Annotated in this window: 16 protein-coding genes, 1 rRNA gene and 1 pseudogene; 15 read left to right on the top strand and 3 right to left on the bottom strand. The window is 51.0% G+C overall.

The features are described from left to right. Nucleotides 1-137: 137 nt before the first annotated feature. Entirely contained in the window at nucleotides 138-2447 is a 2310-nt protein-coding gene (locus FPZ49_RS32935) for an AraC family transcriptional regulator (RefSeq protein WP_144854642.1), read from the bottom strand. Nucleotides 2448-2634: 187 nt separating this feature from the next. Here FPZ49_RS32935 and FPZ49_RS32940 point away from each other — a divergent pair, with 187 nt between their 5' ends. The 7 genes from FPZ49_RS32940 to FPZ49_RS32975 all read left to right on the top strand — a co-directional run bounded on the left by FPZ49_RS32940 (nucleotide 2635) and on the right by FPZ49_RS32975 (nucleotide 18120). Continuing rightward, a complete protein-coding gene (locus FPZ49_RS32940; protein WP_144854643.1) occupies nucleotides 2635-4173 on the top strand; it encodes an extracellular solute-binding protein in 1539 nt (512 codons plus the stop codon). A gap of 280 nt (nucleotides 4174-4453) precedes the next feature. Next, nucleotides 4454-6307 (top strand): S-layer homology domain-containing protein, encoded by a 1854-nt coding sequence (locus tag FPZ49_RS32945; protein ID WP_144854645.1) that lies wholly within the window; start codon nucleotides 4454-4456, stop codon nucleotides 6305-6307. Between the two features lie 109 nt (nucleotides 6308-6416). Next, nucleotides 6417-8966: a beta strand repeat-containing protein gene (locus tag FPZ49_RS32950; RefSeq protein ID WP_144854646.1), complete on the top strand. Its 2550-nt coding sequence runs from the start codon at nucleotides 6417-6419 to the stop codon at nucleotides 8964-8966. A 104-nt stretch (nucleotides 8967-9070) separates the two neighbouring features. Continuing rightward, on the top strand, nucleotides 9071-14086 hold the full coding sequence (locus tag FPZ49_RS37945; protein WP_449289948.1) for a pectate lyase family protein: 5016 nt from the start codon (nucleotides 9071-9073) through the stop codon (nucleotides 14084-14086). A gap of 152 nt (nucleotides 14087-14238) precedes the next feature. Continuing rightward, complete coding sequence (locus FPZ49_RS32965) at nucleotides 14239-15216, top strand: formylglycine-generating enzyme family protein (protein WP_391563900.1); 978 nt, start codon at nucleotides 14239-14241, stop codon at nucleotides 15214-15216. A gap of 40 nt (nucleotides 15217-15256) precedes the next feature. After that, complete coding sequence (locus FPZ49_RS32970) at nucleotides 15257-16105, top strand: amidohydrolase family protein (RefSeq protein WP_144854648.1); 849 nt, start codon at nucleotides 15257-15259, stop codon at nucleotides 16103-16105. After that, nucleotides 16102-18120, top strand: a complete 2019-nt coding sequence (locus tag FPZ49_RS32975; protein WP_144854651.1) for a heparinase II/III domain-containing protein — start codon at nucleotides 16102-16104, stop codon at nucleotides 18118-18120. Before FPZ49_RS32970 ends, FPZ49_RS32975 begins: the two co-directional genes overlap by 4 nt. Nucleotides 18121-18185: 65 nt before the next feature. Here the strand turns inward: FPZ49_RS32975 and FPZ49_RS32980 are convergent, their stop codons facing one another. Then, nucleotides 18186-19163, bottom strand: a complete 978-nt coding sequence (locus FPZ49_RS32980; RefSeq protein ID WP_144854653.1) for a hypothetical protein — start codon at nucleotides 19161-19163, stop codon at nucleotides 18186-18188. 26 nt (nucleotides 19164-19189) lie between these two features. After that, nucleotides 19190-20029, bottom strand: a complete 840-nt coding sequence (locus FPZ49_RS32985; protein ID WP_144854655.1) for a hypothetical protein — start codon at nucleotides 20027-20029, stop codon at nucleotides 19190-19192. A 226-nt stretch (nucleotides 20030-20255) separates the two neighbouring features. On the opposite strand from FPZ49_RS32985, the pseudogene FPZ49_RS37160 reads away from it, so the two are divergent. The 8 genes and pseudogenes from FPZ49_RS37160 to FPZ49_RS33030 all read left to right on the top strand — a co-directional run. Beyond that, nucleotides 20256-20623, top strand: a pseudogene (locus tag FPZ49_RS37160) (iron chelate uptake ABC transporter family permease subunit). 28 nt (nucleotides 20624-20651) lie between these two features. Continuing rightward, on the top strand, nucleotides 20652-20819 hold the full coding sequence (locus FPZ49_RS37775) for an iron chelate uptake ABC transporter family permease subunit (RefSeq protein ID WP_144854661.1): 168 nt from the start codon (nucleotides 20652-20654) through the stop codon (nucleotides 20817-20819). A gap of 143 nt (nucleotides 20820-20962) precedes the next feature. Next, the gene (locus tag FPZ49_RS33005; RefSeq protein ID WP_144854663.1) at nucleotides 20963-21343 is read left to right on the top strand and encodes a sensory rhodopsin transducer; all 381 of its coding nucleotides are present in this window, start codon (nucleotides 20963-20965) and stop codon (nucleotides 21341-21343) included. Between the two features lie 61 nt (nucleotides 21344-21404). Further along, nucleotides 21405-22172, top strand: coding sequence for a DeoR/GlpR family DNA-binding transcription regulator (locus FPZ49_RS33010; protein ID WP_144854665.1), 768 nt, complete (start codon nucleotides 21405-21407; stop codon nucleotides 22170-22172). A gap of 192 nt (nucleotides 22173-22364) precedes the next feature. Continuing rightward, a complete protein-coding gene (locus tag FPZ49_RS33015) occupies nucleotides 22365-23366 on the top strand; it encodes a LacI family DNA-binding transcriptional regulator (RefSeq protein ID WP_144854668.1) in 1002 nt (333 codons plus the stop codon). A gap of 51 nt (nucleotides 23367-23417) precedes the next feature. Further along, nucleotides 23418-24389, top strand: coding sequence for a Gfo/Idh/MocA family protein (locus FPZ49_RS33020; RefSeq protein ID WP_144854670.1), 972 nt, complete (start codon nucleotides 23418-23420; stop codon nucleotides 24387-24389). Between the two features lie 14 nt (nucleotides 24390-24403). Further along, a complete protein-coding gene (gene iolE, locus FPZ49_RS33025; protein ID WP_144854672.1) occupies nucleotides 24404-25312 on the top strand; it encodes a myo-inosose-2 dehydratase in 909 nt (302 codons plus the stop codon). Between the two features lie 392 nt (nucleotides 25313-25704). After that, a 16S ribosomal RNA gene (locus tag FPZ49_RS33030) occupies nucleotides 25705-25825 on the top strand; the annotation flags it as partial.

Here is a 25825-nt window from a genome sequence, read left to right on the forward strand (position 1 = left end):
AGGGCTGAAAAGTTTACTTTCTCGTTATCTGGAACTTTGTTAACCTTTTGGAACCGCCGTATGCGGACCCGCATGTACGGTGGTGTGAGAGGACGGGGGCTAGCCGCCCCCTCCTACTCGATTTGCTGTATAACCGTCTATTTTCTAGACGCCTCTCGATATTGGCCGGGCGTGACGCTTTCTTGCTTGCGGAAGGAGCGGATAAAGTTTTGCGGGTTGCCATACTGCAGCTTCTCCGCCATATCCTTGATGGTCATGTCTGTCGAAGCCAGCCATTTTTTCGCCATTGTCAGACGATAGTTGGTTAGGTACTCCCCGAAAGTCAGATTCGTTTCTTTTCGAAATACGCTGCTTAAGTAATTGGCATTGTAATGCAGCTCGGAGGCGCATCTCTCGATGGACAGTGGAGTAGTATAGTTGTTATGAATCATATCGATCATTTTTTCCGAAATGTTATGGAATTGAGAATTCTTCCGATTCTGAAAGACTTGAATCAAAGGCTCGAGGACCCGAGACCAGAACCAGGATTCGATTTCACTTGCGAATTGTAGTTGAGTCAGCTCTTCATAGAGGGATCCATTACCGTATTGAAGCTGATTCAGCGAAATCCCTGCCTGCTGAATATTGACCATTAAATTATTTAGGAATCGAACAAAGCAAAACTGATATTCTTGCGGCGTCATTTCGGTTTTAAAAATCGAATGAATAAAGGCGGACAGCGCTTCCCTTGATTTGGCGGTATCACTTAATATGACGGCATCGAACAGCTCGGCTTCCAACAGCTGTGGATATTCAATGTGGATTCTGGGCTTGCCCGCATTGATGTTGGCAAAGGAAATGATAACTCGATCTCCTAAATAGATCCGGTGCTTAAGCGCTTCCAGACCCTCCCGATAAGCGATCGAGGCATGATTCAAATCCGAGAAGGGGAGGCTGATCCCGATGCTGGCCCGCAGATTCAAAACCTGTTCTACGCTGCGCTGAATCGATTCTGTAATCGCATAGATCGTTTGATTGAACATCTCCATGCTGTCTTCTTTGCCGCCAATCAGGGTGACCATAGTCTGGTCAATGTATGTTGAAGGCAGGTGATCCTTCTCCGGCACGAGCTCATCGATGATGTTACTGATGGAAAACAGCAGCAGATCCATATCCTCTTTCTTATATCGGGTATTGTCCAGAGTATCGATTTGCAGAGTAATGACCGATAAGAAACGCCATGCCTCTAGCTTCTGCTTAAACCCAAACAGCTCCAGCTTTTCGATTAATTCTTGTCGCCGAATTCCGCTATGGAACAGCTTGATCAGGAAGAATGTGAGCGATTGCTGCATATGACGGCGGACATCATCCTCGAGCTGTGATTTGGACTGGAACAAGTCTTGCACGCTGCTGCTAATCAGTTCAAATTCATTGAACCTTGGCTGAGCTGAGACCGTTTTGCCGCCAATTTGTTTCATCAGACTGCGAATCGGATTGTACATTCGACGGGAGCCCAGCCAAGCGATCATGATGAAGATGGCAACAATAATTAAACATACGATGGTGGTATATCGGCCGATTTTTTTGGAATCCTCGGTCAAGCTGTCGATTGAAATCACCGATACATAAATCCAGTTGTTGAAGGACGAACGAAGATAGGAGACCGCATACGTCTGATCGTTGAGTTCGGTTTGGAATTGGCCTTCGGATTGCTTGAATAAGGTGGACGCGGGGGAGGGGAATAACCCGGCTTCGTTCACCTTTTGGCCGATCTTAGATTGGTCGCTATGGAATAAGATCCGCTGTTTATCATCGAGGATCATGATTTCTTCAAACTCTCTTGGTTTGTAATTGATCATACTCGCTATACTGCAGGTAGGAAGGTTGGCAAAGATCAGGCCAAATTTATCCACCTTTTGGTCCGGGAGCTTTTTCACTAAACTGATAGTGTACGGACAAGCAATCGAGTTGGAGGCTTCCTCGCTATAAAACCATTCACTGGGATTCAGCTCCCAGGAAAGCGTGTTCGGAAGCTGCATTTGACCGGCGATTTCGGATTGATGCAGGTAGCTGTCAAATCGATAAAAGCCTGAGTTTTTGATCATCCAGTTCTGTTTGAGGTTGACAATCACGATATCCTGCAATTTGGAGTAAAAGGACTGTGTACTGCTGATTTCTTTCCGCAAATCCTTATATAAGATGAAGTTATCCGATGAGAACGGTTCATTCATCACTTTCATCATCACGGTTGAACTAACCAGCTGATCGAAGGCGTGATTTACGGTACGTAAAACGAGCTCCACATTCGAGTTGATTTGGCCGAGCATCTGAAGTTGTCCGCGATTCACTTGTTTCTGGATCTCTTTAGTCGATTGGAAATAGGAGAACATGCCGATAAAAATGACAGGAAATATACTTAAGATGCAGCCAAAGAAGGTCAATTTAGTAAGGAAGCTGTATTTTTTCATGATTTTCCGCTCATTTCTACCAAGTTGGGAGAATAGTAACTTTAATAGTAATATATTTACCTATTCTAAGGGTGGAAGTCAATGACAGAAGTAAGCTTTATTTAACCTCTTTTGAATTTCTAACCAATTCACGATTTTCGTCTGATATAATACTATCTATCTTGTAGCTGCGCGGGGTGAGCTTTCCATGATTTCAGTCAAAACGTTTATCAAGCAAAGTCATTTATGGTTAGTTATCCTCATGATGGCCGCTGCTGTCCTCCTGACGGCTTGTGAGCGCAAGACCTCTGCAAAAGAGGAGAAGCGTCCTGAAATTAGCATGATGGTGCCGCTGCATCAGACACAGCCTCCAGCCGACAAAATCATTGAAGAGATTGAGATGGCAACAAAGACGGATTTGTCCATTGAATGGGTGCCGTTTGATATTTATACGGAGAAATTAATCCAATCCATGAGGACGGGCGCGTTAAAACAAGTCAGCTTTTTCAGTCAGACCGATTACGCGGCGATCAAAAATGATATTCGGTCATCCCAGTTTTGGGAAATCGGGCCTTATCTGAACGCGTACCCGAACTTAAAGCTTTTGAATGAATCCATTTTGAATGAAACGGCTGTAGATAACAAAATTTATGGCTTGTATGCCGAACGTCCCCCGTCCCGGCAAGGTGTGATTCTGCGGAAGGATTGGCTGGATAATTTAAACCTCAAAGAACCGGAAACCGTGGATGAGCTTTACCAAGTCTTGAAACAATTTACGTACAATGACCCCGACAAGGATGGCTTACAAAATACCATTGGCTTATCGGATCGAAGCGATCTGACCTTCGGAGCGTTTAAAACACTCAGCTCTTACTTTGGCACGCCCAATAATTGGACCGTCAGTGGAAGCAAGGCGGTACCTGACTTCAAGACGCCGGAATATATGCAGACAATGGATTACATGCGGAAGCTTGTAAATGAGAATCTGGTGAACAGTGACTTCGCCGTTACCAGCAAGCAGGTCCAACGATTCGCGTTTATCAGCGGTAAAGCTGGGGTCTACATCGGCAGCCTGGCGGATGCCCCTCGCTTATTGGATGAGCTTCGTAAATTAAATCCGAATGCCAAGCTGAGTGCTGTAAACCGAATTTCTGGTCCCAAAGGGGATGGCATATGGTCGATTCCGAGCTATAGCGGGGTATTTCTTTTTTCCAAAAGCTCCATTAAAACGGTGGATGAGCTGAAAAGCATTCTTGCTTTTTTCGATCGGTCGATGGACGCGGATGTCAGTAATTTATTGAAGTACGGGATTCAGGGCGAGCATTATGTACTCGAAGACGGGAAGGTCATCCGAACCCCAGAAATGAATCGCCTCCGGCTTCACGACACAGAAGTGCTCCCTTTATATACTTTGATGATTGGCAGCTTGCACAATACGAATTTGCTGAGTGCGAAGCCGGAATCCGTGGATTCTTTGACCACGAAGGTCAATAAGCTGATTGAGGATAATGAGAAAATATTGATCCGCGATCCCACGCAAAATTTACTCTCCCCAACGTTTGACGATTTGGGGGACGAGCTGCAGCAAATCATAACGAATGCAACCTATAACTATATTTTAGGCCGGATGGATGCGGCAGGCTTTCGAGCGGAAATTGAGGCTTGGGAGAAAAAAGGCGGCAGCCGGATCATACAGGAATATACGGATGAATACCAGAAGCAAGTCTTAACTAAGCCGCGGCCATAGGCACTATACGAAAACCGTTAACCTTTGGGTTGGCGGTTTTTTTGTATTTCTGGAAATACGCATACGAATTTTAAGGATTACACAATAATCATTTGCTTAGATCCTGTCTGGAAGCGTGGGATGGCGCGGAATTATCTGTTTTTTCGAGTGAATGATTATATATGTCATCTGACGGCGCCCTTATAGTAAAGGTGTGCAAGAACAATCACCTAAGGAGGTTTGGATCAAAGCATACTCGAGTATCTAACGGCACATCAGAACGAAAGGAAGGACAAGGTCAATGAAACATAAGCTTTTTGCAACCTTACTGGCTTTATTTATATTCATCCTGCCCGTACTCCCTGGCGGCATTCAAGCAGCAGCAGAACCCACCTATACACTGTCCTCCACCGTCAGCACGCTAGAATTGAATGAATTGAATCAAGAATGGACGGTTACGCTCACGGGGGTGAATGTAGTCAATTTATACGGCTTTCATAGTGAGTTAGAGTTTGATACTTCTAAGCTGCGGTTTAAGGGAGCACGCGCTTTGCAAGGCGATGGATTTCCGATGAGTCCTAGTGTTGCGGGGAATGTAGTGACATATGCTTACACCAAAACAGGAATGAACACACCTGGTCAGAGCGGGAGCTTTGCGTTAGCGAGCTACACTTTTGAGGCGATCGCTTCTGGAACGGCATCGGTGAAGCTGAGTAGACTGTTGCCTGTTATTAAGGTAGGTTCCCAGACGGCACCGTCTCAGGAGATCGTTGGAGGAAATACCGTTTCCGTTACTGTGAATCAATCGAGCGGCACGGGGGGTACGCCTCCACCAACTCCGTCAGGCCCTCCTGGTTCGAGCGATACCCCAAGCAATACGAATGCTTCTCCGCAGTCTCCGGGTGTTTCTGCTACTAAAGAAGGGGTGCAAATCAACACTCCCGCGCCGACAAACTCCCGAACAGCGGACGGCAAAGAGGTCGCCGTGGTTTCCATCGATCTGAGCAGCTTCTCCAGTGCCATTCAAATGCTGCAATCGAGCGGAAGCGAGGTTAAAAACATTAGCATCGTCATTACGGGACAAGGCGGGGCAGGGAAGGTGGAAATGCCCGGTACTTCCTTATCCGACGCCGGTAAAGCGGCTCCCAATGCCGTCGTTTCTGTAAAATACGATACATTCACCTACAGTCTCCCAGTTCAAGCTCTGGATGTCCCCAAGCTGGCACAGCAATTAGGGTCGGATATCAAGGATGTCAAGATCAGCGTGGTGATTGAAAAAGTAAGCGGTTCTTCCGCACAGCAGGTTAATTCCAGCGCGGAGAAGTCCGGTCTCAAGCTGCTGAGCGATGCTATCGATTTCGGTCTTGTGGCTGAAGGCAATGGGAAGACCGTCAATGTAACCGATTTTGGAACGACCTATATATCTCGAAGTGTGGAGCTTCCAGCAGGTATTGACATAATGAAAGCCACTGGGGTGATTTACAATCCGACCACAGGTGAGCTGACGTTTGTTCCAACTTTGTTTCAGACGATCGACGGCAAGCTGGTAGCCACGATTATGCGTACAGGGAACAGTATTTACACTGTTGCTCAGAGCTCCAAGACGTTTGCCGATCTGCAGGGGCATTGGGCGAAGGACGACGTCCAGCTGCTGGCTTCCAAGCTCCTGATCAACGGCCGGACAGAGCAGACGTTTGTTCCGGAAGGCCAAATCACGCGGGCGGAATTTGCTACTTTGCTGGCGAAGGGCTTAGGGCTTACAGAGGACAAGACCGCCAGGTTCAAGGATGTTACCTCCACGGACTGGTATGCAGGTGTTGTCGGGGCAGCAGCCAAAGCAGGCCTCGTTGACGGGCTTGGGGATGGAAGCTTCGCACCGAACGCGAATATTACCCGGGAGCAAATGGCAGCGATGATCAGCCGGGCCTTAAGTATGGCCGGAAAGCTGAAGAAAGCCGATGCGAAGCAGCTGGAGGCATTCACAGATCGGGAGGCGATCAGCAGCTGGGCTAAGGATGCCGTAGCACAAGCCGTCGAAGCCGGGATTATGAACGGTAAGAGTGCGTCCGTGTTTGATTCCTCCTCGAACGCAACACGTGCTGAAGCTGCGGTGGTATTAAAACGGATGCTGCAGTATGCCAAGTTTATAAATTAACAGGTGCGTGTATTTTTGCTGGAGGTGATGACACGGGCGCTTCTTAAATCAAATTCAAATGCAAGCTTGAACTCCAAATGAATTCCGAATTAGGAGGGGACGCGATCCCATGAGATCGTCAATGAACAAGAAGCTGGCTCGACTAGTGCTGGCTTCGACCATAGTGCTGAGTACGTGGACAAGTGCTTTCATGTCTGTGGCATTCGCAGATTCTATCTCGCCATTATCTGAGGCTAATCAGGCGGCAATGAACGGAGGGAATACAAGCACTTCAGCAGTAACCCAGCAGAGCTATACTTACTCCAACGGCAAGCTCACCATGCAAGCAAGAGGAGGGAAGGTTCAATCCAGTCCGACGGCTCCGGCAACGGATAAAGGGGATTCGGTTTACTTCCTGAACGTTCCTGTAACTGGCGATTTTATGATTTCAGCTAGAATAAGCAATGTGGGTGTCGAGCCCGGGTCTTCTCCGCCCGCCATCAATATCTCACAAGGCAAAGCAATTTTAATGGTGAAAAATGGATTAACGAATGTAGATAATTCGGTACTCGCCATTTACAACACGGCAAACGCGAATTCGCTTACAAGTGCTACTTTATCGGGGTATAAGCGGTTTGGCTCTTCAGTGGGAAGTGTTGCTGGCACAGCGTCTGCGCAAAGTGGCCCTATTTACTTGAAGATGGTCAGACAGGGTAACGTATTCAAGAACTCCTATTCAACGGACGGCTTTACGTATACCGCATTCACTGCGAATGTTACTGATACTTCGAATACGGTAACCAGCTCTACCTATGTCGGTTTAGCCGTTACGGCGGCGACCATTGAATTCGATAACATCAAGATTGCTAACATTGATAGCCAAGGCAATGCAACGACCGTATTGTTCGATTCCACGGCAGGTACAGGTACTCCAAGCACCATTCCTGTCAGCTCCATCACGGTAAACGGTGGAAACGCCATTACGACGAAGAGCGGCACCTTGCAGCTGAACGCGGCAGTAGCCCCGGCGAATGCTACGAGCTCTTCGGTCACATGGTCCGTGTACGAAGCAGACGGAGTGACAGCGACGGATAAAGCAACCGTCACAAGCGGCGGTCTCCTTACAGCGTTGAAGGATGGCACCGTTACCGCGGTAGCTGCGGCTAAAGACGGCTCCGGTGTGAAGGGAACGGCAACGATCGCGATCTCCGGCCAAACGACGGCGACGCTGGTTAGCTCTATCACGGTGAGCGGCGGCAGCACGATTACGACGAAGAGCGGCACGTTGCAGCTGAACGCGGCCGTAGCTCCGGCGAATGCTACGAACGCTTCGGTCACCTGGTCCGTGTACGAAGCCGACGGAGTGACAGCAACGGATAAAGCAACCATCACAAGCGGAGGCCTCCTTACGGCGTTGAAGGATGGCACAGTAACAGCGGTAGCTGAGGCTAAAGACGGCTCCGGAGTGAAGGGCACGGCAACGATTGCGATCTCCGGCCAAACGACGGCGACGCTGGTTAGCTCCATCACGGTAAGCGGCGGCAGCGCAATTACGACAAAGAGCGGTAACTTGCAGCTGAACGCGGCCGTAGCTCCGGCAAATGCAACCAACGCGTCCGTTGCATGGTCCGTATACGAAGCCGATGGAGTGACAGCGACGGATAAAGCAACTATCACAAGCGGAGGCCTTCTTACGGCGTTGAAGGATGGCACAGTAACGGCAGTAGCTGCGGCTAAAGACGGATCAGGCGTGAAGGGCACGGCCACCATTGTAATCTCCGGCCAGGTAGTTGTCATTAACGTTAGCTCCATCACGGTCAGCGGTGGCAGTGCCATTACGACGAAGAGCGGCACCTTGCAGCTGAACGCGGCCATAACCCCGGCGAATGCAACCAACTCGGCAGTCACATGGTCCGTATTTGAAGCTGACGGTGTAACGGCGACCGATAAAGCGACGATTTCCGGCAGCAGTCTCCTTACCGCCGTGAAGGATGGTTCGGTAAAGGTAGTGGCAGCAGCCCAAGACGGCTCCGGGGTGAAAGGTACGGCCACCATTGCTCTTTCCGGCCAAACGGTCATTGTGGTTCCAAGTGTGACCTTAAGCGGTGCACAGCAGGTGACCTCCGGTCAAACGTTAAGCCTGAAGTATGGTTTAAGCCATGTGGCCGAGAGTACGTCCCCTTCCATCACTGCACAAGAGATCGTATTCCAGTTTGATGCAAGCGCATTGACGTTTACTTCCGCTAAGTCGCTTAAATCTGGATTAACGATCATACGAACGGATACGACGGTTCCAGGACAGGTGCGTGTAGTCGCCATCAGCGAAGGAGCAGCGAACGCGGTGAACGGAGATGGGGATTTGCTTCAGCTGGACTGGCAGGCTAAAAACCTCTCGCTCACCAAATCCGCCCTTGTTTCGATCCTATCCGCTCAATTAGCAGATGCCCAAGGGGTAGTTACAGAAGCAGTGGCAGCCTCCGCTTCGGTAGACGTCAACCCGATTCCAGGTGATGTAAACGGCAACGGGGCTGTGAACATTGGTGACCTGGGGGTAGTTGCAGCGGCTTATGGGCTAACGTCCAGCAGCTCAGATTGGGATTCGCATAAGCAAGCCGATGTGAACAAGGACGGCAAAGTAGATGTCATAGACTTGGCCTTTGTTGCCAATTTGATTCCTTAATCTCAGTTATAGTATTCAGTCATCATGGGGAGAGAGAGCTATCCGTCCATTCGGGCTGCTCTCTCCTAAGGCTTCAAAAAATTTCGGCACAGATGGGGGAAGTCATGAGTAAACGGCGTTCTTTAAGCTTTGTACTATGCCTGGCACTTGTTTGGAACCTTATGACGGCAAGCATCTTATGGATCAATGCATCACCGGTGGCAGCGGCCGTTGTGCCTGAGGCGGGAGATTTGTTCGTTGCACCGGCCGGATTGGATAGCAATACAGGGACGATCGACAGCCCGACGACGCTTACTTCCGCGATTACAAGAATAGCGGCGGGAAAGACAATTTACATGCGCGGCGGTACCTACGCTTACTCCACCACAGTCTTGATTGCTCGGGACAACAGTGGGGATTCGGTGAGCGCCCGCAAGAAAATTTTTGCTTACGATGGGGAGAAGCCGGTTCTCGATTTTTCCGCTATGGCTTTTGATCCGGCGAACCGTGGATTACAAATCAATGGACATTACTGGTATGTGAAGGGAATCGAAGTGAAAGGAGCGGGAGATAACGGGATTTTCATCGGGGGCAACTATAACCGGATCGAAAATGTCGAAACGCACCACAACAAAGACTCCGGCCTCCAGATCAGCCGATACGATTCCACAGCGGAGACCATGAGCGATTGGCCTAGCTATAACGAAATTATCAATTCCTATTCGCACGATAACTTCGATCCGGATAACGGAGAGGACGCTGACGGCTTTGCCGCCAAGCTGACGATTGGACCAGGCAACGTATTTGACGGATGTATTTCGGCTTGGAATACCGATGATGGATGGGACTTGTTTAGTAAGTCGGCCACAGGACCGATTGGAGTCGTTACGATTCGTAACAGCATCGCTTATCATAACGGGCAAACCTCAGATGGCAATACAACGACCAGCAGTGACGGCAATGGCTTTAAACTCGGCGGGGACAAAATTGCGGTCAATCACATTGTAGAAAATTCCATCGCCTTCCAGAATAAGAAGCATGGCTTTACTTATAACAGCAATCCAGGCTCGATTACGTTAACGAACAATACATCCTGGAGCAACGGCCAAAGCAACTTTGCCTTTGACGAAGGAACGCACGTCTTTACCAATAACTTGTCCTACAAGGGAACCTCCAGCGACAAGACCAGCGGAACGGATGTTCAGAGCTCTAACGTTTGGTGGAAAAATAATAAAAGCACGAGCGCCAAAAGCTTAGTGGCGAGCGATGACGATTTCGTAAGCTTGAATCCAGCCGTGTTTCGTAATCCGGATGGATCCCCGAATATCGGCAGCTTCTTAAAGCTGGCTGCAGGAAGCGATCTGCTTGGAGCCGGCATAGGCGGCGTAAACTTAGGCTCTTCGCTTGCCAGCGCTCCTCTGCCTAGCACACCGCCGACGGCCGTAAGCGGCTTAGCGGCGGCAGCAACGAACGGTCAAGTGACGCTGACATGGCCTTCCGTATTAGGCGCATCCAGCTATAACGTGAGCCGCAGCACAACCCAGGGAAGCGGCTACCAATCGATCGGCACCGTCTCCAGCACCGGCTTCACAGATAGTAACGTTTCCCCGGCTACGACTTATTATTATGTGGTAGTGGCAGGGAATTCGTTTGGCAACAGTGGGAATTCGAACGAAGCGACAGCTACTACACCGGCGCCTCAAGCACCGGCTGCTCCTGCGAATGTAAGAGCGACAGCGGGAAATGGCCAGGTAACCCTCAGCTGGGATGCCGTCAGCGGGGCTGCTTCGTATCATGTGCAATGGAGCACGGACGGATTAACGTACACGAATTTGGCAAGCGGACTTACTGCAACCAGCTACTTGCATACGCAAGTAACGAATGGCACGAAGTACTATTATAAAGTAGCTGCAGTCAACGGAGCTGGCGAAGGCACAGCAAGCTTGGCGAATGCGACACCGAATGCTGTGGTTTCAGTACCGGCAGGTTCCGTAGACGCATATAATTTGACCGGTTTTGCTTCCGGAACGACGGGCGGAGGCAATATTCCAGATACGGATCCTAAGTACATTAAAGTGTATAACGACACCGATTTTGCCAAGGCGATTAACCGGAAGAACGGCTATAAAGTGGTTGAGATCATGAACGATCTGAACTTGGGCTGGAACGAGCTTTCCGCAGAAGCCAAGAGCACTGCGGGATCTTTGATCGTGACTAATGCAGCACCGCTTACACATCCCGTGCTCAAAGTAACCGGGGTCAGCAAAGTTTATTTGGACACGGTTACGAACATGACGATTTTCTCTGCGAACGGCTCCAAGATCAAGCATGCCGGATTGGATATTAAGCACAGCTCCAACATCATCATCCGCAATTTGGAGTTCGATGAGCTGTGGGAGTGGGACGAAGCGACGAAAGGGAACTATGACAAGCAAGACTGGGACTACATGACGGTTGAGGATGACACGAAGGTCTGGATCGATCATTGTACCTTCTACAAATCGTATGACGGCGGGATCGATATTAAGCAAGGTGCCTCCGGAGTGACGATTTCTTGGTCCAACTTTAAAGGCGACGACCGAAGCGCGAACAGCTGGGTTACGCAGCAGATCAATGCGATGGAAGCCAATCGATCCGCTTACCCTATGTACAATGGCTTGAGAGACATGGGCTTCACACCAGCGGATATTATCGCCGTTTCGGCGGGTCAAAAGAAGCAGCATCTGGTCGGTGCTACCGAGTTTGATGCGAAGAATCCGAATCTCCAGGTTACGCTTCACCATAACTACTATCAAAATGTGAACGACCGTATGCCTCGGTTAAGAGGCGGTAATGCCCACGCTTACAACATCGTCATGGACAGCGCGGGGAATCGAGAAGCGAGCAGACGCATATCCGCAGAACAAGCTGCAGCGATTACGGCCAAAGGGTATCATTTTGGCGTAACGAGCAACGGCGCGATTTCTACAGAAGGCGGAGCGGTTCTGGTGGAGAACTCGCATATTATTGATGTCGTGTATCCGATCCGCAACAATCAGGTGGATCCTGCACAAGCGAATTACACGGGTAAAATTTTGGCACGGGATACGATCTACTCTATGGATGGGACGACGTTCAGAGGCAATAGCGATACAGAAGGCAGTCCGCTTGCACCGGTGCCTGCGCCGCCCATCGCCTTCTCCTGGAGCGGGATGACGGAGTTGCCATACACCTACACACCGGACGACCCTTCTACATTGATCGCAAGACTGACGGCCTCGGATGGCTCCGGATCTGGTAAGCTGACTTGGAACAAGTCCAACTGGCTGCTGACCACCGGCTACAGTACGGAGGGCATGGTGCCGACAGCTCCAGCCAAAGTCAGTGGACTTGTGGCGACACCAACCAATAACGGCCAAGTTAGCCTAAAGTGGAATGCAGTCAGCGGAGCAGCAAGCTACACCGTAAAACGCAGTACAGTGAATGGAAGCGGCTACCAGACACTGACGACGGTTCAAGCTCCGGGCACCAGCTATACGGATGCTTCCGTTACCGTTGGAACGCCATACTATTACGTGGTTAGTGCTACAAATGATATTGGCGTGGGAGACGACTCTTCCCAAGCCAGCGTGACGCCGGCGATCGTCGTGGTCGTTGCTCCAGCAGCACCAACGAATTTGAGCGCGTCAGCAGGCAATGCACAGGTGACGATTACTTGGAGGAGCGTAGCTGGAGCAGCCTCCTATAAGATCAAGCGCAGTACAACCAGTGGAGGACCCTATACCGAGATTACAAGCGGCGTTACGGGAACGAGCTACAAGGATACAACGGTCACTAACGGAACGGATTATTACTATGTCGTTTCAACGGTGAACGAGGGAGGCGAGAGCCCAAACTCCAGTCAAGCGGCTGCCAAGCCTGTGGCTCCGGCAGATGTCACTTTAGGCATGAGCTTGATTGTGAATGACAATTTCGATGATCAAGCATCGGGAGTAAGTCCTGCGGGATATGTCGTTTCCGAAGCAGGCGGGACGGTTCAAATCAGCAATACGCCTAATGCGACGAACAAGAGCATTTTTATCAACGACACGTCTACCTCGGGCTTCTCACAGATTTCCAAAAATTTCACCGCCCAAACGCAAAAGGTAATTGCGCAAGTGGATTTTATGCAGCCGACTAAAGTGAACTCCACGAAAATCCTGCGATTACAGCCTGCACTGGGTGGTACGACTCCAGCCGTATCCATTGAGACGAATGGAGGAAATATTAGCTACCGCAATGCCGGGGACTCTTACACCGTGTTGTCCTCCTATACTGCGGGAACCTGGTATACCGTTCAAGTCGTAGTGGATATCGCGGCAAAGAAAGTGGATGTGTATATTAATGGTGTGCTGAAAATTCAACAAGCGGCCTTCTACGCAACCAACAGCTCGATTTCGCTGCTCGAAGCGTATACGCCTAACGGCTCTGCAGGTGGACATTACATTGATAATGTGAAAATTTACGCTCCATCCCAAGCAGGTGGCCAAGAGCCAGGGCAAGGCTCGGGGTCAGGAGCAGGCTCTAGCTCCGGCCAAGCGATTGCCGCAACCCTTAGCAGTGCTCAAATGGCTGCCGATCATCAGTCATTCAGCATCAATTATGGCTTGAGCCATTTGTCTTCCGATCCGGCCTCGGCCATCTTTGCCCAAGACATTACCTTCCAGTATGATCCGGGCATATTGGAGTTCGTGTCGGCAGACGCCTTGAAGACCGGGCTTTCGATCATCAAAACCGACACCAGCATCCCTGGAAAAGTACGGATTATGGCTGCAGGTCTGGGAGCAAGCGGGGCAATAACTGCGGACGATCAGCTGATCAAGCTGAACTGGAAGGTCAAGGGGAGCGGTGCCGTCTCCAGCACTACGGTCTCCATCACACAAGCCCAGCTTGCTAATGGAACGGGAGATGTTACAACAGCGAGCGCCGCTTCGGTCAACATTCCATTTGTACCGGGCGATGTGAATGGCGATGGCGTAGTGAACATCGGCGACCTTGGAATGATGGCTGCAGCTTATGGCCTCACATCGAGCAGCCCGCAGTGGAATAAGAACCTGGATTTGAATAACGATGGCGTCATCAATATCATCGATCTCGCGGCGGTAGCCAACCTTCTTCCGTAGGCTAGAGCGAACTGTGACCCGTAGGATGAACACTTTGACAAAAGTGCTGTCCTACGGGTTATTTGTATTTAGAATCCGGTCCCAAAACGGGACAAGTGTTGTATAATGGGACAAACGCAACTTAAATTTGGCACCCAAAGAGAGGGATTCCCGTGAACGAGTTTAATGTAATTCCGACGTGCTGCTCTGCGCGCAGAGAGGGCGGAAATGCCCAAGTCGGCGAACCGGCGGCAGCCAGCCCGGCGGTCCCTGAGATCGCTGCAGGCCAGGCTTCGAAAGAAGGCATGATTTATTTGTCCGGCGGCGAGTTTCTGATGGGAACGGATGATGGGGAAGGCTTTCCGGCAGACGGAGAAGGCCCTGTTCGATCCGTAACCTTGAAACCGTTTTATATCGATCCATGCACGGTCACCAACGAGGAGTTCAGCCGCTTCGTGGAAGCTACCGGCTATGTCACGGAAGCGGAGACGTTTGGTTGGTCGTTCGTGTTTCACCTGTTCGTATCGCCTGAGACGGCCGAGAAGGTGAGGGGCTCCGTGCAGCAAACCCCATGGTGGCTCGGGGTGGACGGCGCCTACTGGAAATGTCCCGAAGGGCCGGATTCCAATATAGACGACCGCATGGATCATCCCGTTATTCATATTTCCTTTAACGATGCGATGGCTTACTGCAAATGGTCCGGCAAGCGGCTTCCGACGGAAGCGGAATGGGAATTCGCGGCCCGAGGCGGACTGGTGCAGCGAAGATACCCTTGGGGCGATGAGCTGAAGCCGAACGGTGAGCATTACTGCAACATTTGGCAGGGGAAATTCCCGGAGAAAAACAACGCCAGTGACGGCTACGCAGGGACTGCGCCGGTGCGCTCCTTCTATCCGAACGGCTATGGACTTTATAACGTGTCGGGCAATGTGTGGGAATGGTGCTCCGATTGGTTCAGCCCGACGTATCACATCCAAGCAACACGTGAGAATCCGGTCGGTCCGCCGAAGGGGGAAAACCGGGTGCTGCGCGGAGGTTCGTATCTGTGCCACAAATCGTACTGCAACCGCTATAGAGTCGCAGCCCGCAGCAAGAACACGCCAGACAGCTCGACCGGAAACATCGGCTTCCGCTGTGCGGCTGATGCATAGGATCAGGCGATCCATTTTGATGAAAAGTGAGGGGCAATAGATGAGAATCGATTCACATCAGCATTACTGGAAGCTGGAACGCGGCGACTATGATTGGATTTCACCCGATATGAAAGCGATTTATCGGGATTTTGTGCCGGAGGATCTGGAGGCGCATCTGGATGCGAAGGGGATCGACCGGACGATTGTCGTCCAAGCTGCGCCAACGCTAAGCGATACGGAGTTTATGCTGGAGCTCGCTGACCGCCATGACCGTATTGTTGGTGTCGTGGGCTGGATCGATTTGGCTAGCCCAGATTATCGCTCGCAGTATGAGCAATTTAAGCGAAATCCGAAGTTCGTCGGCTTCCGCATCATGATTCAAGCGATGGAAAATGCAGAGGAAGTGCTGGAGCCGAACATCATCGAGGCGCTTCGCTTCTTCGCAGCTGAGGGGGTCCCGGTCGACTTGCTGCTTAAGTCGAATCAGCTTTTGGCTACACTCAAGCTATTGGAGCTGGTACCGAACCTGCGCGGCGTGATCGATCATATTGCCAAGCCTCAGATCGCCGAAGGCGAGTGGGAGCCTTGGAGCACGCAGATGGCGCAGGCGGCTTCCCATCCGGGCATCTACTGCAAGCTATCCGGCATGGTGACGGAAGCGGACCATCAGCGTTGGAAGCCAGAAGATTTTGTCCGGTACGTCCGGCATATTGTAGAGGTGTTCGGGAAGGACCGCGTCATGTTCGGCAGCGATTGGCCGGTATGTCTTTTGGCAGCCAGCTACGATCAGGTGATCGATGTGCTGGAGCAGGCGCTCCCTGAGACCTTGAGCGTCAAAGAGAAAGCTGCCGTGTATGGCGGCAATGCGATGACGTTCTATCGCTTAACGGGAGGAACCGCAGAGTGAAGACGACAGCGGGCAGCCCGCTCTTTAGTCCGGCATTTTTCCAAGCGCTGCGGGACAAGTGCGGCTCGCAGGCATGGGCGCAGCAGGCGCTGGCAAAGCTCCAAGAGCAAGCCGAGCAGCGCTGGGCGCGTCCCTTCGATATTCCGCTGTTGGAGGGCGGCTGGAGCCATAACTACAATTGCCCTAAGGACGGCGACCGGCTGGAGCGGCTTGATCGGCATCATCATCGGTGCCCGACCTGCGGCAGTGTCTGGAGCGGGAGCCCGTGGGACGAGGTGGCGGTCACGCACGAGCATGTGTCCTACAGCACCGGCTCGAGGCTCATGGCGCTGCTGTACGGCATCACGGGCGAAGCCCGGGCGGCGGCGTGGGCCAAACAGGTGCTGCTGTTTTACGCGGCGCACTATGCGCAGTTTCAGCTGCACGACCGCCATGGCGGCGCGTCCAAGCTGTCGGGCAAGGTCATGTGCCAGACGCTTTCGGAGTCGAGCTGGCTCATTCCGATGGCGCAGGCCTACTGCATGTTGAAGCAGCTTGATGCCTTGACCGAAACGGAGCAGCAAATGATCGAGCGGGATCTGCTGCTTCAGGTGCTTCCGCTGCTCGACGGCAATCCGATGCGCAAGTCCAACTGGCAGTCGTATCACAACGCGGCAAGAGCTTGGATCGCAGCGGCCACAAGCCGGAGAGAGCAGCTGGAGCAGGCGGTACGGGATTCTGAGAACGGGTTTGAGTTTCAAATGGAGTTCAGCTTGTCGGATGACGGCTTCTGGTACGAAGGGGCATGGGGCTACCATTTTTACACGCTGGAGGCTCAGGTGCAGCTCGTTCTGGCCGCCCAGACGATGGGGATGCCGCTGCATGAGCACGAGCGGTTTCAATCGATGTTCCGGGCACCGCTGCAAAGCATGTTCCCGGACGGCACGCTGCCGCCTGTCCATGATTCGAGCACGGTGAATGTGTACGACTACGCGGCATTATTCGAGTTTTCCAGCTGTTTTTTCAATGTAGGCCGGGAGATCGTTGCCGCTTCCCGAAGGGATTCGATCAATGCACTACTGTTTGGCGAAGATGACGTATGCAACCGTTCTCGAAGCACAGCAACGGCCTCCGAGCCTGAATTCACCGAGCTGACCAAAGCCGGCATGATCTATATGAAGCAGCCGTCTTCTTCGCAGGCAGCGATGATCGACTACGGCGAGCATGGGGGCTATCACGGGCATCGCGACAAGCTAAATCTGCTCTATTACGCAGGAGGCCATCCGTGGCTTACCGACGCGGGTATGCTGCCGTACGGTAATGCGATGCACGAGGCTTACTTCAAGCAGACGGCGGCGCATAATACCGTGACGATCGGCGGCCGATCCCAAGCGGAAGCGCAAGGGCGCATGGTGAAGGCGGAGCGGCTGAACAATGGCTGGCTGCTGCTCGCAACAGAGACGGAGGAAGCGTACCCGGGCGCATACCTGCGCAGGCAGTGCGTGCTGACGGATCGGGTGCTGCTTGATGTCTTTGACGTACGATGCGAGCAGGAGCAAGAGGTCGATTGGTTCGTACATACGCAGGGTGTCCACATCCATCCGGAGGAGTCCGTCGAGGCTGCATCCGAACTACAAATCGGCACACAAGACGGATACGAGTACTTGAAGCCGGTAAGCGAGTGGAAGGCAGGACAAGGCGAAGTCTGGATGCAGGCCTGGAGATGGGACGACGGGGAGCACCGCGGAGACCACTTTGAGGTTTACGCTCTTCATCAGCAGCCGGACAATACAGGCGAAGCCGTAATCGTAGCGGAATCGCCGGCCATGCCGTCCATCGGCAAGCGCAGCACGCTCATTCGCAGACGCAGCGGCGTGAAAGAAACCCGATTTATCACCGTTTTCCGAGCTTGTTCCGATACCGATGCGCCTCTCCAAATCCGACTGCGGAACAACGAAGCGGAAGCCGCCCCATCCGTTCGAGCTCAGATAGAAGTGGCGTTTCCAGACGGCACCGTGCAGATCATAGAAGTTTAATATCCAGCAACACGAAAAAACGCTTTTCCCCAAGGAGGGAGAAGCGTTTTTTGGACGTCGGAGCCCTAGTTGCCCAGCTCTTGAATGAGCCGCTGGTACACCTGGAAGGCCGGCTTCGGCGAATAATCATCACGCACGATCCCGAACTGATGGAACAAATCATCTTTGGAGCTATCCGCATCCCGCAGTCCGAACAGCTCGTAATGGGTGATGTTCAGCTCATTTCGCAGCCGGTATACCGTTCGAATGACCGTCTCCAGCACCTGACATTGCTGCTCATACGTCCGTTCCTTTTGGATAAAAGGGTTCATCCCGGTCGGCCAGCCATTCTCGGTCACGCGAATCGGGATAGAGGCAGGAATGCCGCAGAGCGGAAGATCAGTCTCGCGAAAAGACCGCAGCGTCCGTTCCACAGAAGCCGGGACATCGCTGACGTCCATCGGCTCCTCAAACACATCCACATAAAAATTATGCCCGACAAAATCAATCGCATCAAGCAGCCGCTCCCCGCCAAGCTGGGCCAGGCCTTCCCAAAACCGCGGAATCGTCACAGGGCTGGTGGGCACGGAACCGAAGCCGATTTTGACATCGAGCTGCAGCTGACGTACTTCGCTTTTAGCAGCGACGACGCCTTCCACCAACGCCTGCTGAACGTAGGGCTTGGCGCCATCCATGAAGGTCAGGTTTGGCTCATTCGTAATTTGCAGCGAGGCCAGATGGGGGCCGTACTGTCGAAGGATTTTGCGGATAAACTCCCGCCAGCCATCCATATCAATATCCGGGTCCTGAAGACACCCCAGCGTCAAATCGCCCAGCAAGCCCGCATGAAAATATCGGTCCGCCGCCGCCAGCATGCGTGACTCGGATTCACGTCCATAGAAAATCACATATGTTCTCGGATGGACCGTCTTATTTCCCCCACGAAGCTCCTGAAGCCTTTGCTGAATCAGGTCATTGTTGTCCTCCGGCCCTACGGCTAGACCTGTTGGTGTTCCAGCCACACCTAACGGATAAATCCCAAACGTTAATCCGGATGAAGTCATTGCATCTACGCTCCCTTGTAGACAAGCTATCGAAATCCCAGTCGTTTGCTGATGGTCTCGGAAAATAAGTACGCCACGCCGGGGAACAAAATATAGTACCAAGGATCCCACCAAGTACGGCTCTCGAGAAGGGCTGTCTTGTTCAAAATCCATGTCAAGACGCTAACCAGGCCGATGATCCACGCCATATTCCATCCCTTGCTCCGCCATCCCAACATCACCAGTGCAGCGATGAGCAGCGTGATGCTGACATAATAAATCGAAGCGAAGGCTGTCGTGTCATGCTCCGGATCGGCGAACCAGCCCGGATGGTAGTAACGGTTAAGGAAAAACATGATCGGAATAATATGGAACGTCCCTAGCAGCGGTGCGGTCGCGAGGAACAAAACCACGAAGTGAAGCCCCTTCCCCATAGGCCGGAGCAAATGGGAGTAAACCACCTTAGCAGTCCAAAAATAAAACACAAGCCCGATTGCCGTGTATGCAGTTCGCCACCAATGATGCGTGTAGATGTTCAGCCTCAGAAACAGCCATTCGACCCCTGCAAGGAACCCGATAAAAAGCAGCCACCACCAGACTCTTAGCCTGAAAACAGCCAATAAGGTAGCCAGGGCAGGGACTATGAGCATATTCGAGGCCATCGCCCCTAGATTGCTGTCGTAGTATGCGCTGTGCTTTAGGAGGTTCGGATGGTACTCGTAGCCTTCCAGAAAAATATAAATGACCGATTCGATGAGGTATGCAAGCTGAACCATAATGAGAAACATCAGCAAGCAGGTAGCCGCAGGCTTTTTTACGCAGAGGTAAATCAGAAGAATGAGGCTTAAAACGGCTATCCCTAGATACCAGTAGGCGCCATGGCTCACATGAAATACTCCATTCCCAGCACATGATCTATAATAACGGTAGCGTACCCCATTGCCAACCAAGGTATGTGAAAAACTTGGAAATATGCGTTCGATTCCCTTCCGCTGTCAGCAGGGTACGGGGCATCGTAACCGCCATGATCGGTGCACCTTTCTTCTTATACTTGACTCGCCGCAATCTTTAATTTTAATACAGTTTCGAATCCCAAGGATTTTACTTTCAATGATGGTCGGAGCGGGGCTTGCGGTTTCGGGCGCCCTGCTGCAAGGGATGATCCGCAACCGGCTCGCTTCCCCTGACGTAATCGGACTGACCAAAGGAGCTGGCTTGGCAGCGGTCATTTTTATTCTGCTGTTTCCGAAGTCGCCGCCGGGAGTCCTGCCCTTCGCCGCTTTTGCAGGCGCGCACTCGCCGGGCTGCTGCTTGCCGCTTTGAGCGCAGGCAAGCGTTTGAGCCCTTCCGCGGTGGCGCTTTCGGGGATCGGAATCAGCGCGATTTTCACGGCGGGCATCCAGTACTTGACGGTCAAGCATGCCTCGGATGCCAATACCGCACTCCTGTGGCTGGCAGGCAGTCTCTGGGAGCGAGGGTAGGAGCACGTTGCTGCGCTGACGCCGTGGATTGTGCTGCTGCTGCCGTTCACCGCAAGCTGGACATCTTGAGCTTGGGAGACGATTCGGCCGAATTATCCTGATCCCCCGGGAGATCCCCGCCGGCATCTTATGTGCGGTCATCGGCGCACCTTACTTTTTGATGCTGCTTCGGAAGCAAACAGGGAAATCTGCATAAGCGGTTTGACATGGACGCACACATCGCCATTCTTGGGGTGTGTGCTTTTTTTGTAATCAAAAACAAACAAAAGAAAATATACAAAAACAAAAATGAATGGTATGATAACCTCAAGAAAAACCTATAGAGAGGAAGCTGAAACAATGAGTGCAACGAACTTAGCTAAAGGCCATTTGCTGTGGTACATCCCCGACGGGTATATTCCACCGGAAAGCTCAGGACAGCTCGAAAGCCACGAGTCGATCTGCGTGCTGAATTGCAATGCGGAAGAAACGCAAATTTATGTTACCGTATTCTTTGAGGACCGACCGCCGATCGAACGGATCGAGGTGAAGCTTGAAGGCCGGCGTACGAAGCATATTCGCACCTCCGGACTGGAGAAGGATGGCGAGCACATCCCTAAGGGTGTTCCTTATGCGATGGAGGTTGAAAGCACGCTTCCGGTCATTGTTCAGTACAGCCGCTTAGACGCCACACAGCCCGCCAATGCGCTGATGTCCGTCATCGGTTATCCGATTTCATAATAAAGTCTTAAATCATTCATTATATATAGAAGATATCGAGTGGTGAAGCGGGGCGAAAGGCATGCTAGTAGCAGAGAGATGGCAAAAAATTGTGCAGTTGGTCAACGAGCGGGGCAGTATCCGGGTGACAGAGCTCAGTGACATTTGTCAAGTCACTGAGGAGACGATCCGTCGGGATCTCGATAAGCTCGAGGGCGAGGGCAAGCTGATGCGCAGCCATGGCGGAGCGATCAGTCTGAAGACGGAGCAGGTACAGGAGACGCCCTATCCGGAGCGCGAGACAACCAACATGGATCAGAAGCGGAAAATCGCCGCTGAAGCGATCCGCCACATCAACGAGAACGATCGGATCATCCTGGATGCCAGCTCGACTGCTTGGTACATGGCGCAAATATTGCCCGACGTTCCGTTGACCGTGTTAACCAACTCCTTGAAAGTGGCGATGGAGCTCAGCAGCAAGGAGAAGGTGCAGGTCATCTCCACCGGCGGACTGCTTTCCCCGCGCTCGTTGTCTTATGTGGGGCCGCTTGCCGAGCGCTCGCTTCGGACATATCACGTCGACAAAGCGTTCATCTCCTGCAAGGGGCTGCACTCCGAGCGCGGCCTCAGCGAATCGAACGAAATGCAGGCGCTGATCAAGCAAAAGATGATCGAAATCGCAGATCAAGTCTATGTGCTGGCGGATTCCAGCAAATTCGGCCAGAAGTCGTTCGCACACGTTGGGGAGTGGGAACAGATCCATACCGTCATCACGGATCGTGTAGCTGATGAACGGGAGCTGGCTGCACTTCGTGAGAAGGCGGTACGTATTATCCAAGCTGGAGATTGAATCGAGCTTATAGCCATACAAGCCATTCGTTTAAACGGAATGGCTTGTATGGCTATTTTTTTTTGAATTTTGGCTTCAACTGAAATGTAAATTTACAGTATTTTTTACATGAAAATTTACTGTAAAATGTTTACTTGCAATTTTTCTAATGGTAATATGAAGGAAATGATGAGCTGAGGGATTAGTTGAAATATGAAAACAACCATAATTGATATTGCAAAAGCAGCAGGTGTATCAATTGCCACCGTTTCTAGAGTCCTGAATGAATTGCCCGGCGTTAAGCAGGAGACCAAAGAGAAGGTATGGCAGGTGATGAAGCAGCTTGATTATCAATCTGCAATTACGGCACCCACTGTGTCAAAGAAAAGCAAAGTCATCGGTCTTTTGGTTCCCAATATTAAAAATCCCTTTTATTCCGAGGTGGCTGAGGGGATTTATTCCATGGTTTTAAATAAAGGTCTGATCGTTATTACGTTGAGCTTACTCGCTCATGATATCGATGCCGTGCTTCGGCTGCTCGACCAATATTCAATAGATACCTTACTGGCCATGGATATATCCAAAGAAATGATTGATGCCATCGCTGATAAGGTAGAAGATATCGTGTTAATTGGGAACGATTATTTCGATGGCAAAACCAACTGTGTTGTGATTGATAATTTTTTGGGCGTACAGCTTGTGATGCAGCACTTGTTCCAAGCCGGGCACAAGCGTATTGCCATGCTCTCGGAGCCTTCTGTCTATAACGACATTAGAGAGCGCATCCGAGCCTATCAATTTTGCATGGATGAAGCAGGGCTGTCCGACAACCGCCTTATCATGTATGCGGATGGTCCGGGTATTGAAGACGGAGAAAGAATCGGCAGCTCATGGACTAAACAAGGGATGAACTTTACGGCTGTCCTAGTTTCTAATGACATGCTAGCCATTGGATTAATGAAAGCATTGAGAACCGCCGAAATCAGCGTACCTGATGATATTTCTATTGCGGGCTTTGATGGTACATGGGCATCATCCATCGTTACCCCTTCTATGACAAGTGTTGTCCAGCCCATGTTCGAAATGGGGACTACAGCGATTTCTTTAATTACGGACCTGAATCCATCGTCCACACCCAAAAAAATTGTGCTGAAACCGACACTCCAAATGGGGGGAACTGTAAAAAGGCTAATCCCTCCTGTAAACCTAAATTGAAGCAATACTAAACATTTATTTTATAAAACTTAGTTGGAGCGTGATGAGAAAATGAAAATTGGTGTTGTTGGCGCAGGGAATATGGGAGGGCTGCATGCTTCTTTGGTAAAAAAACGTGCTGACGTCGAGTTTGTAGGCGTGACGGATATTGATCAAGATCGATGCAACAAGTTTTGCGAAGCGCACGGTGGCAAAGCTTTTAAGAATGTTCAGGAAATGATTCAGTCCGGCGGCGCCGAAATTGTATTTGTCACGGTCCCGAATACGAAGCATAAACAGGTTATATTGGACGGATTGAAGGAAGGGGCTATCGTCTTTGGAGAGAAGCCATTCGTCACCAGCCTTGCAGACGCTGACGAAATTATGACGGAGCTTGGCGGTAAACAAAACCGTCTGTATCTCGGCTTCAACCGCCGTTTTGCGCCGGTGTATGCAAAAGCTAAGGAGCTGCTGCAGCAAGGCTTCCTAGTGCGCTCTGCTAACATTATTATGAACGATGGAGATATGACCTCACCTCCATGGGTCACCAACACGGCGCTTACGGGTGGATTTTTGTATGATACGACAATTCACATGTTCGACATGGTTCGATTCCTCGTTGGAGAGATCGCTGAAATCCGCTGCGTCGCGCAGCAATGCCATTATCCGCTGCAGGACAACTTCTCATTTATTTTTACTACTACGACGGGCCAGTCCATCGTCATGAGCTCGAACGGTCATGCATCATGGGCGTTTCCTTCAGAGCGGGTTCAGCTTTGGGGTGATCATGCGACGATTGTTACAGAGGAATTGGACAGTGTCATGCACTGCGGCTCACATCAAACTACACTTCAAATAACCGATGTGAAGAACCTGGAGCGTAATATGAAGTGGGGCTACGTACAGATGCATGAAGATTTCTTGGGCGCTGTTGCAGCAAATCGTTCATTTAGCATAACTCCAGAAGATGCTTATAAATCTGTTCTCATTGCAGAATTATGTTATAACAGCGCCGCTCAGGGTGGTAAATCAATAAGACTATAAGGAGGATCCCCTGCATGAATACATTTTATAACTGCCAGCTGGCCATCTCGCCTATCAATTGGACGAATGACGACATGTTGGATCTTGGTGATCACTACTCCTTTCAACAAATATTGGACGAAATGAGAGAGCTAGGCTTTAAGGGCACGGAACTCGGACGCAAGTATCCTAAGGACGTTTCCAGGCTTCGTCAAGAGCTTGGGAGCCGAGATCTTACGCTTACCTCCGGGTGGTGTGACATTCTGTTTTCGGATCCTAGGGCAAGTGAAGAATCTCTATCGAAGTTTTATGCGCATGTGCTATTTCTGAAACAAATGGGCTGTCGATATGTGGTTACGGCCGACGGTGGGGGCTCCGTGCATTGGGATCCTAGAGAAGACCGTTCGGCTCTGGGAGTCCGCAAGTACACGGATGAAGAATGGGCGTCGCTATGTAAAAATTTGAACGCCGCCGGACAATTTTGTCGTGCTCATCGAATGACGCTTGTTTACCATATTCACACCGGCACTGGGGTAGAGACAATGGAGGAAACTGACCGTTTGTGTGCGGGGACGGATCCTGAAGTGGTCTCACTGCTTGTGGATACGGGACATCTGTATTACTGCGGTGTCGATGCGGCAGAAGTAATTCGCAAGTACCGAGATCGCGTGAAATATATTCATTTAAAAGATGTACGGCAACCCAGTTTAGATCAGGTTCAGCAGCACTCCATTAATTTTAACGACTCGGTAAGAAGAGGGATTTTTACTGTTCCAGGTGACGGGGCGATTGATTTCGCTCCTGTCTTTCAAGCGCTTGAGGAGGCGAATTACCAAGGCTGGCTGGTTATTGAAGCGGAACAAGACTCCGTGGCAGCCAACCCAATAGAATATGCGAAAAAGGCGTTGGCATATATTCAGTCACTAACGAATTTGAAAGCATAGTGAAAATTCATGATTTCCCGAAACGGCTGCCTGATGGCAACCGTTTTTTTGTTTGCGTCAATATAGGAGGGAGGTTTTCAATTGTAAAAAAAAACCGGTTGCATACTTGTTGCTATCGTGATATATTGTAACTCCTGCCGCTGATCGGCTGGAACATTCAAGTAAACCAAAGCGTCGTTTCTTCATCTGTACCAAGCAGATTCGTTCTCTGGGCTGGAAAAAAGAAGGACTTGCAATGATGCTACTGGATGTGGTACATTGTGACTCGGCCATGAAACGGCTGAGAAACAATCAAGTAATTGCCCTTTGAAAACTGAACATCGAGTGAGTGCAATAAATAAGAGAATGCAAATTCTCGCTAGCAGTAAATTTTGAGCTCAATCAGCTTTTCTTTAATGGAGAGTTTGATCCTGGCTCAGGACGAACGCTGGCGGCGTGCCTAATACATGCAAGTCGAGCGAGGGTCTTCGGACCCTAGCGGCGGACGGGTGAGTAACACGTAGGCAACCTGCC

The sequence above is a fragment of the Paenibacillus cremeus genome (assembly GCF_007786445.1).
GTDB classification, from domain to species: domain Bacteria; phylum Bacillota; class Bacilli; order Paenibacillales; family NBRC-103111; genus Paenibacillus_G; species Paenibacillus_G cremeus.

Coding starts and splice junctions, on each gene's coding strand:
- FPZ49_RS32935 (WP_144854642.1), bottom strand. CDS start 2,447: ATGAAAAAATACAGCTTCCTTACTAAATTGACCTTCTTTGGCTGCATC.
- FPZ49_RS32940 (WP_144854643.1), top strand. CDS start 2,635: ATGATTTCAGTCAAAACGTTTATCAAGCAAAGTCATTTATGGTTAGTT.
- FPZ49_RS32945 (WP_144854645.1), top strand. CDS start 4,454: ATGAAACATAAGCTTTTTGCAACCTTACTGGCTTTATTTATATTCATC.
- FPZ49_RS32950 (WP_144854646.1), top strand. CDS start 6,417: ATGAGATCGTCAATGAACAAGAAGCTGGCTCGACTAGTGCTGGCTTCG.
- FPZ49_RS37945 (WP_449289948.1), top strand. CDS start 9,071: ATGAGTAAACGGCGTTCTTTAAGCTTTGTACTATGCCTGGCACTTGTT.
- FPZ49_RS32970 (WP_144854648.1), top strand. CDS start 15,257: ATGAGAATCGATTCACATCAGCATTACTGGAAGCTGGAACGCGGCGAC.
- FPZ49_RS32980 (WP_144854653.1), bottom strand. CDS start 19,163: ATGACTTCATCCGGATTAACGTTTGGGATTTATCCGTTAGGTGTGGCT.
- FPZ49_RS33005 (WP_144854663.1), top strand. CDS start 20,963: ATGAGTGCAACGAACTTAGCTAAAGGCCATTTGCTGTGGTACATCCCC.
- FPZ49_RS33010 (WP_144854665.1), top strand. CDS start 21,405: ATGCTAGTAGCAGAGAGATGGCAAAAAATTGTGCAGTTGGTCAACGAG.
- FPZ49_RS33015 (WP_144854668.1), top strand. CDS start 22,365: ATGAAAACAACCATAATTGATATTGCAAAAGCAGCAGGTGTATCAATT.
- FPZ49_RS33020 (WP_144854670.1), top strand. CDS start 23,418: ATGAAAATTGGTGTTGTTGGCGCAGGGAATATGGGAGGGCTGCATGCT.
- iolE (WP_144854672.1), top strand. CDS start 24,404: ATGAATACATTTTATAACTGCCAGCTGGCCATCTCGCCTATCAATTGG.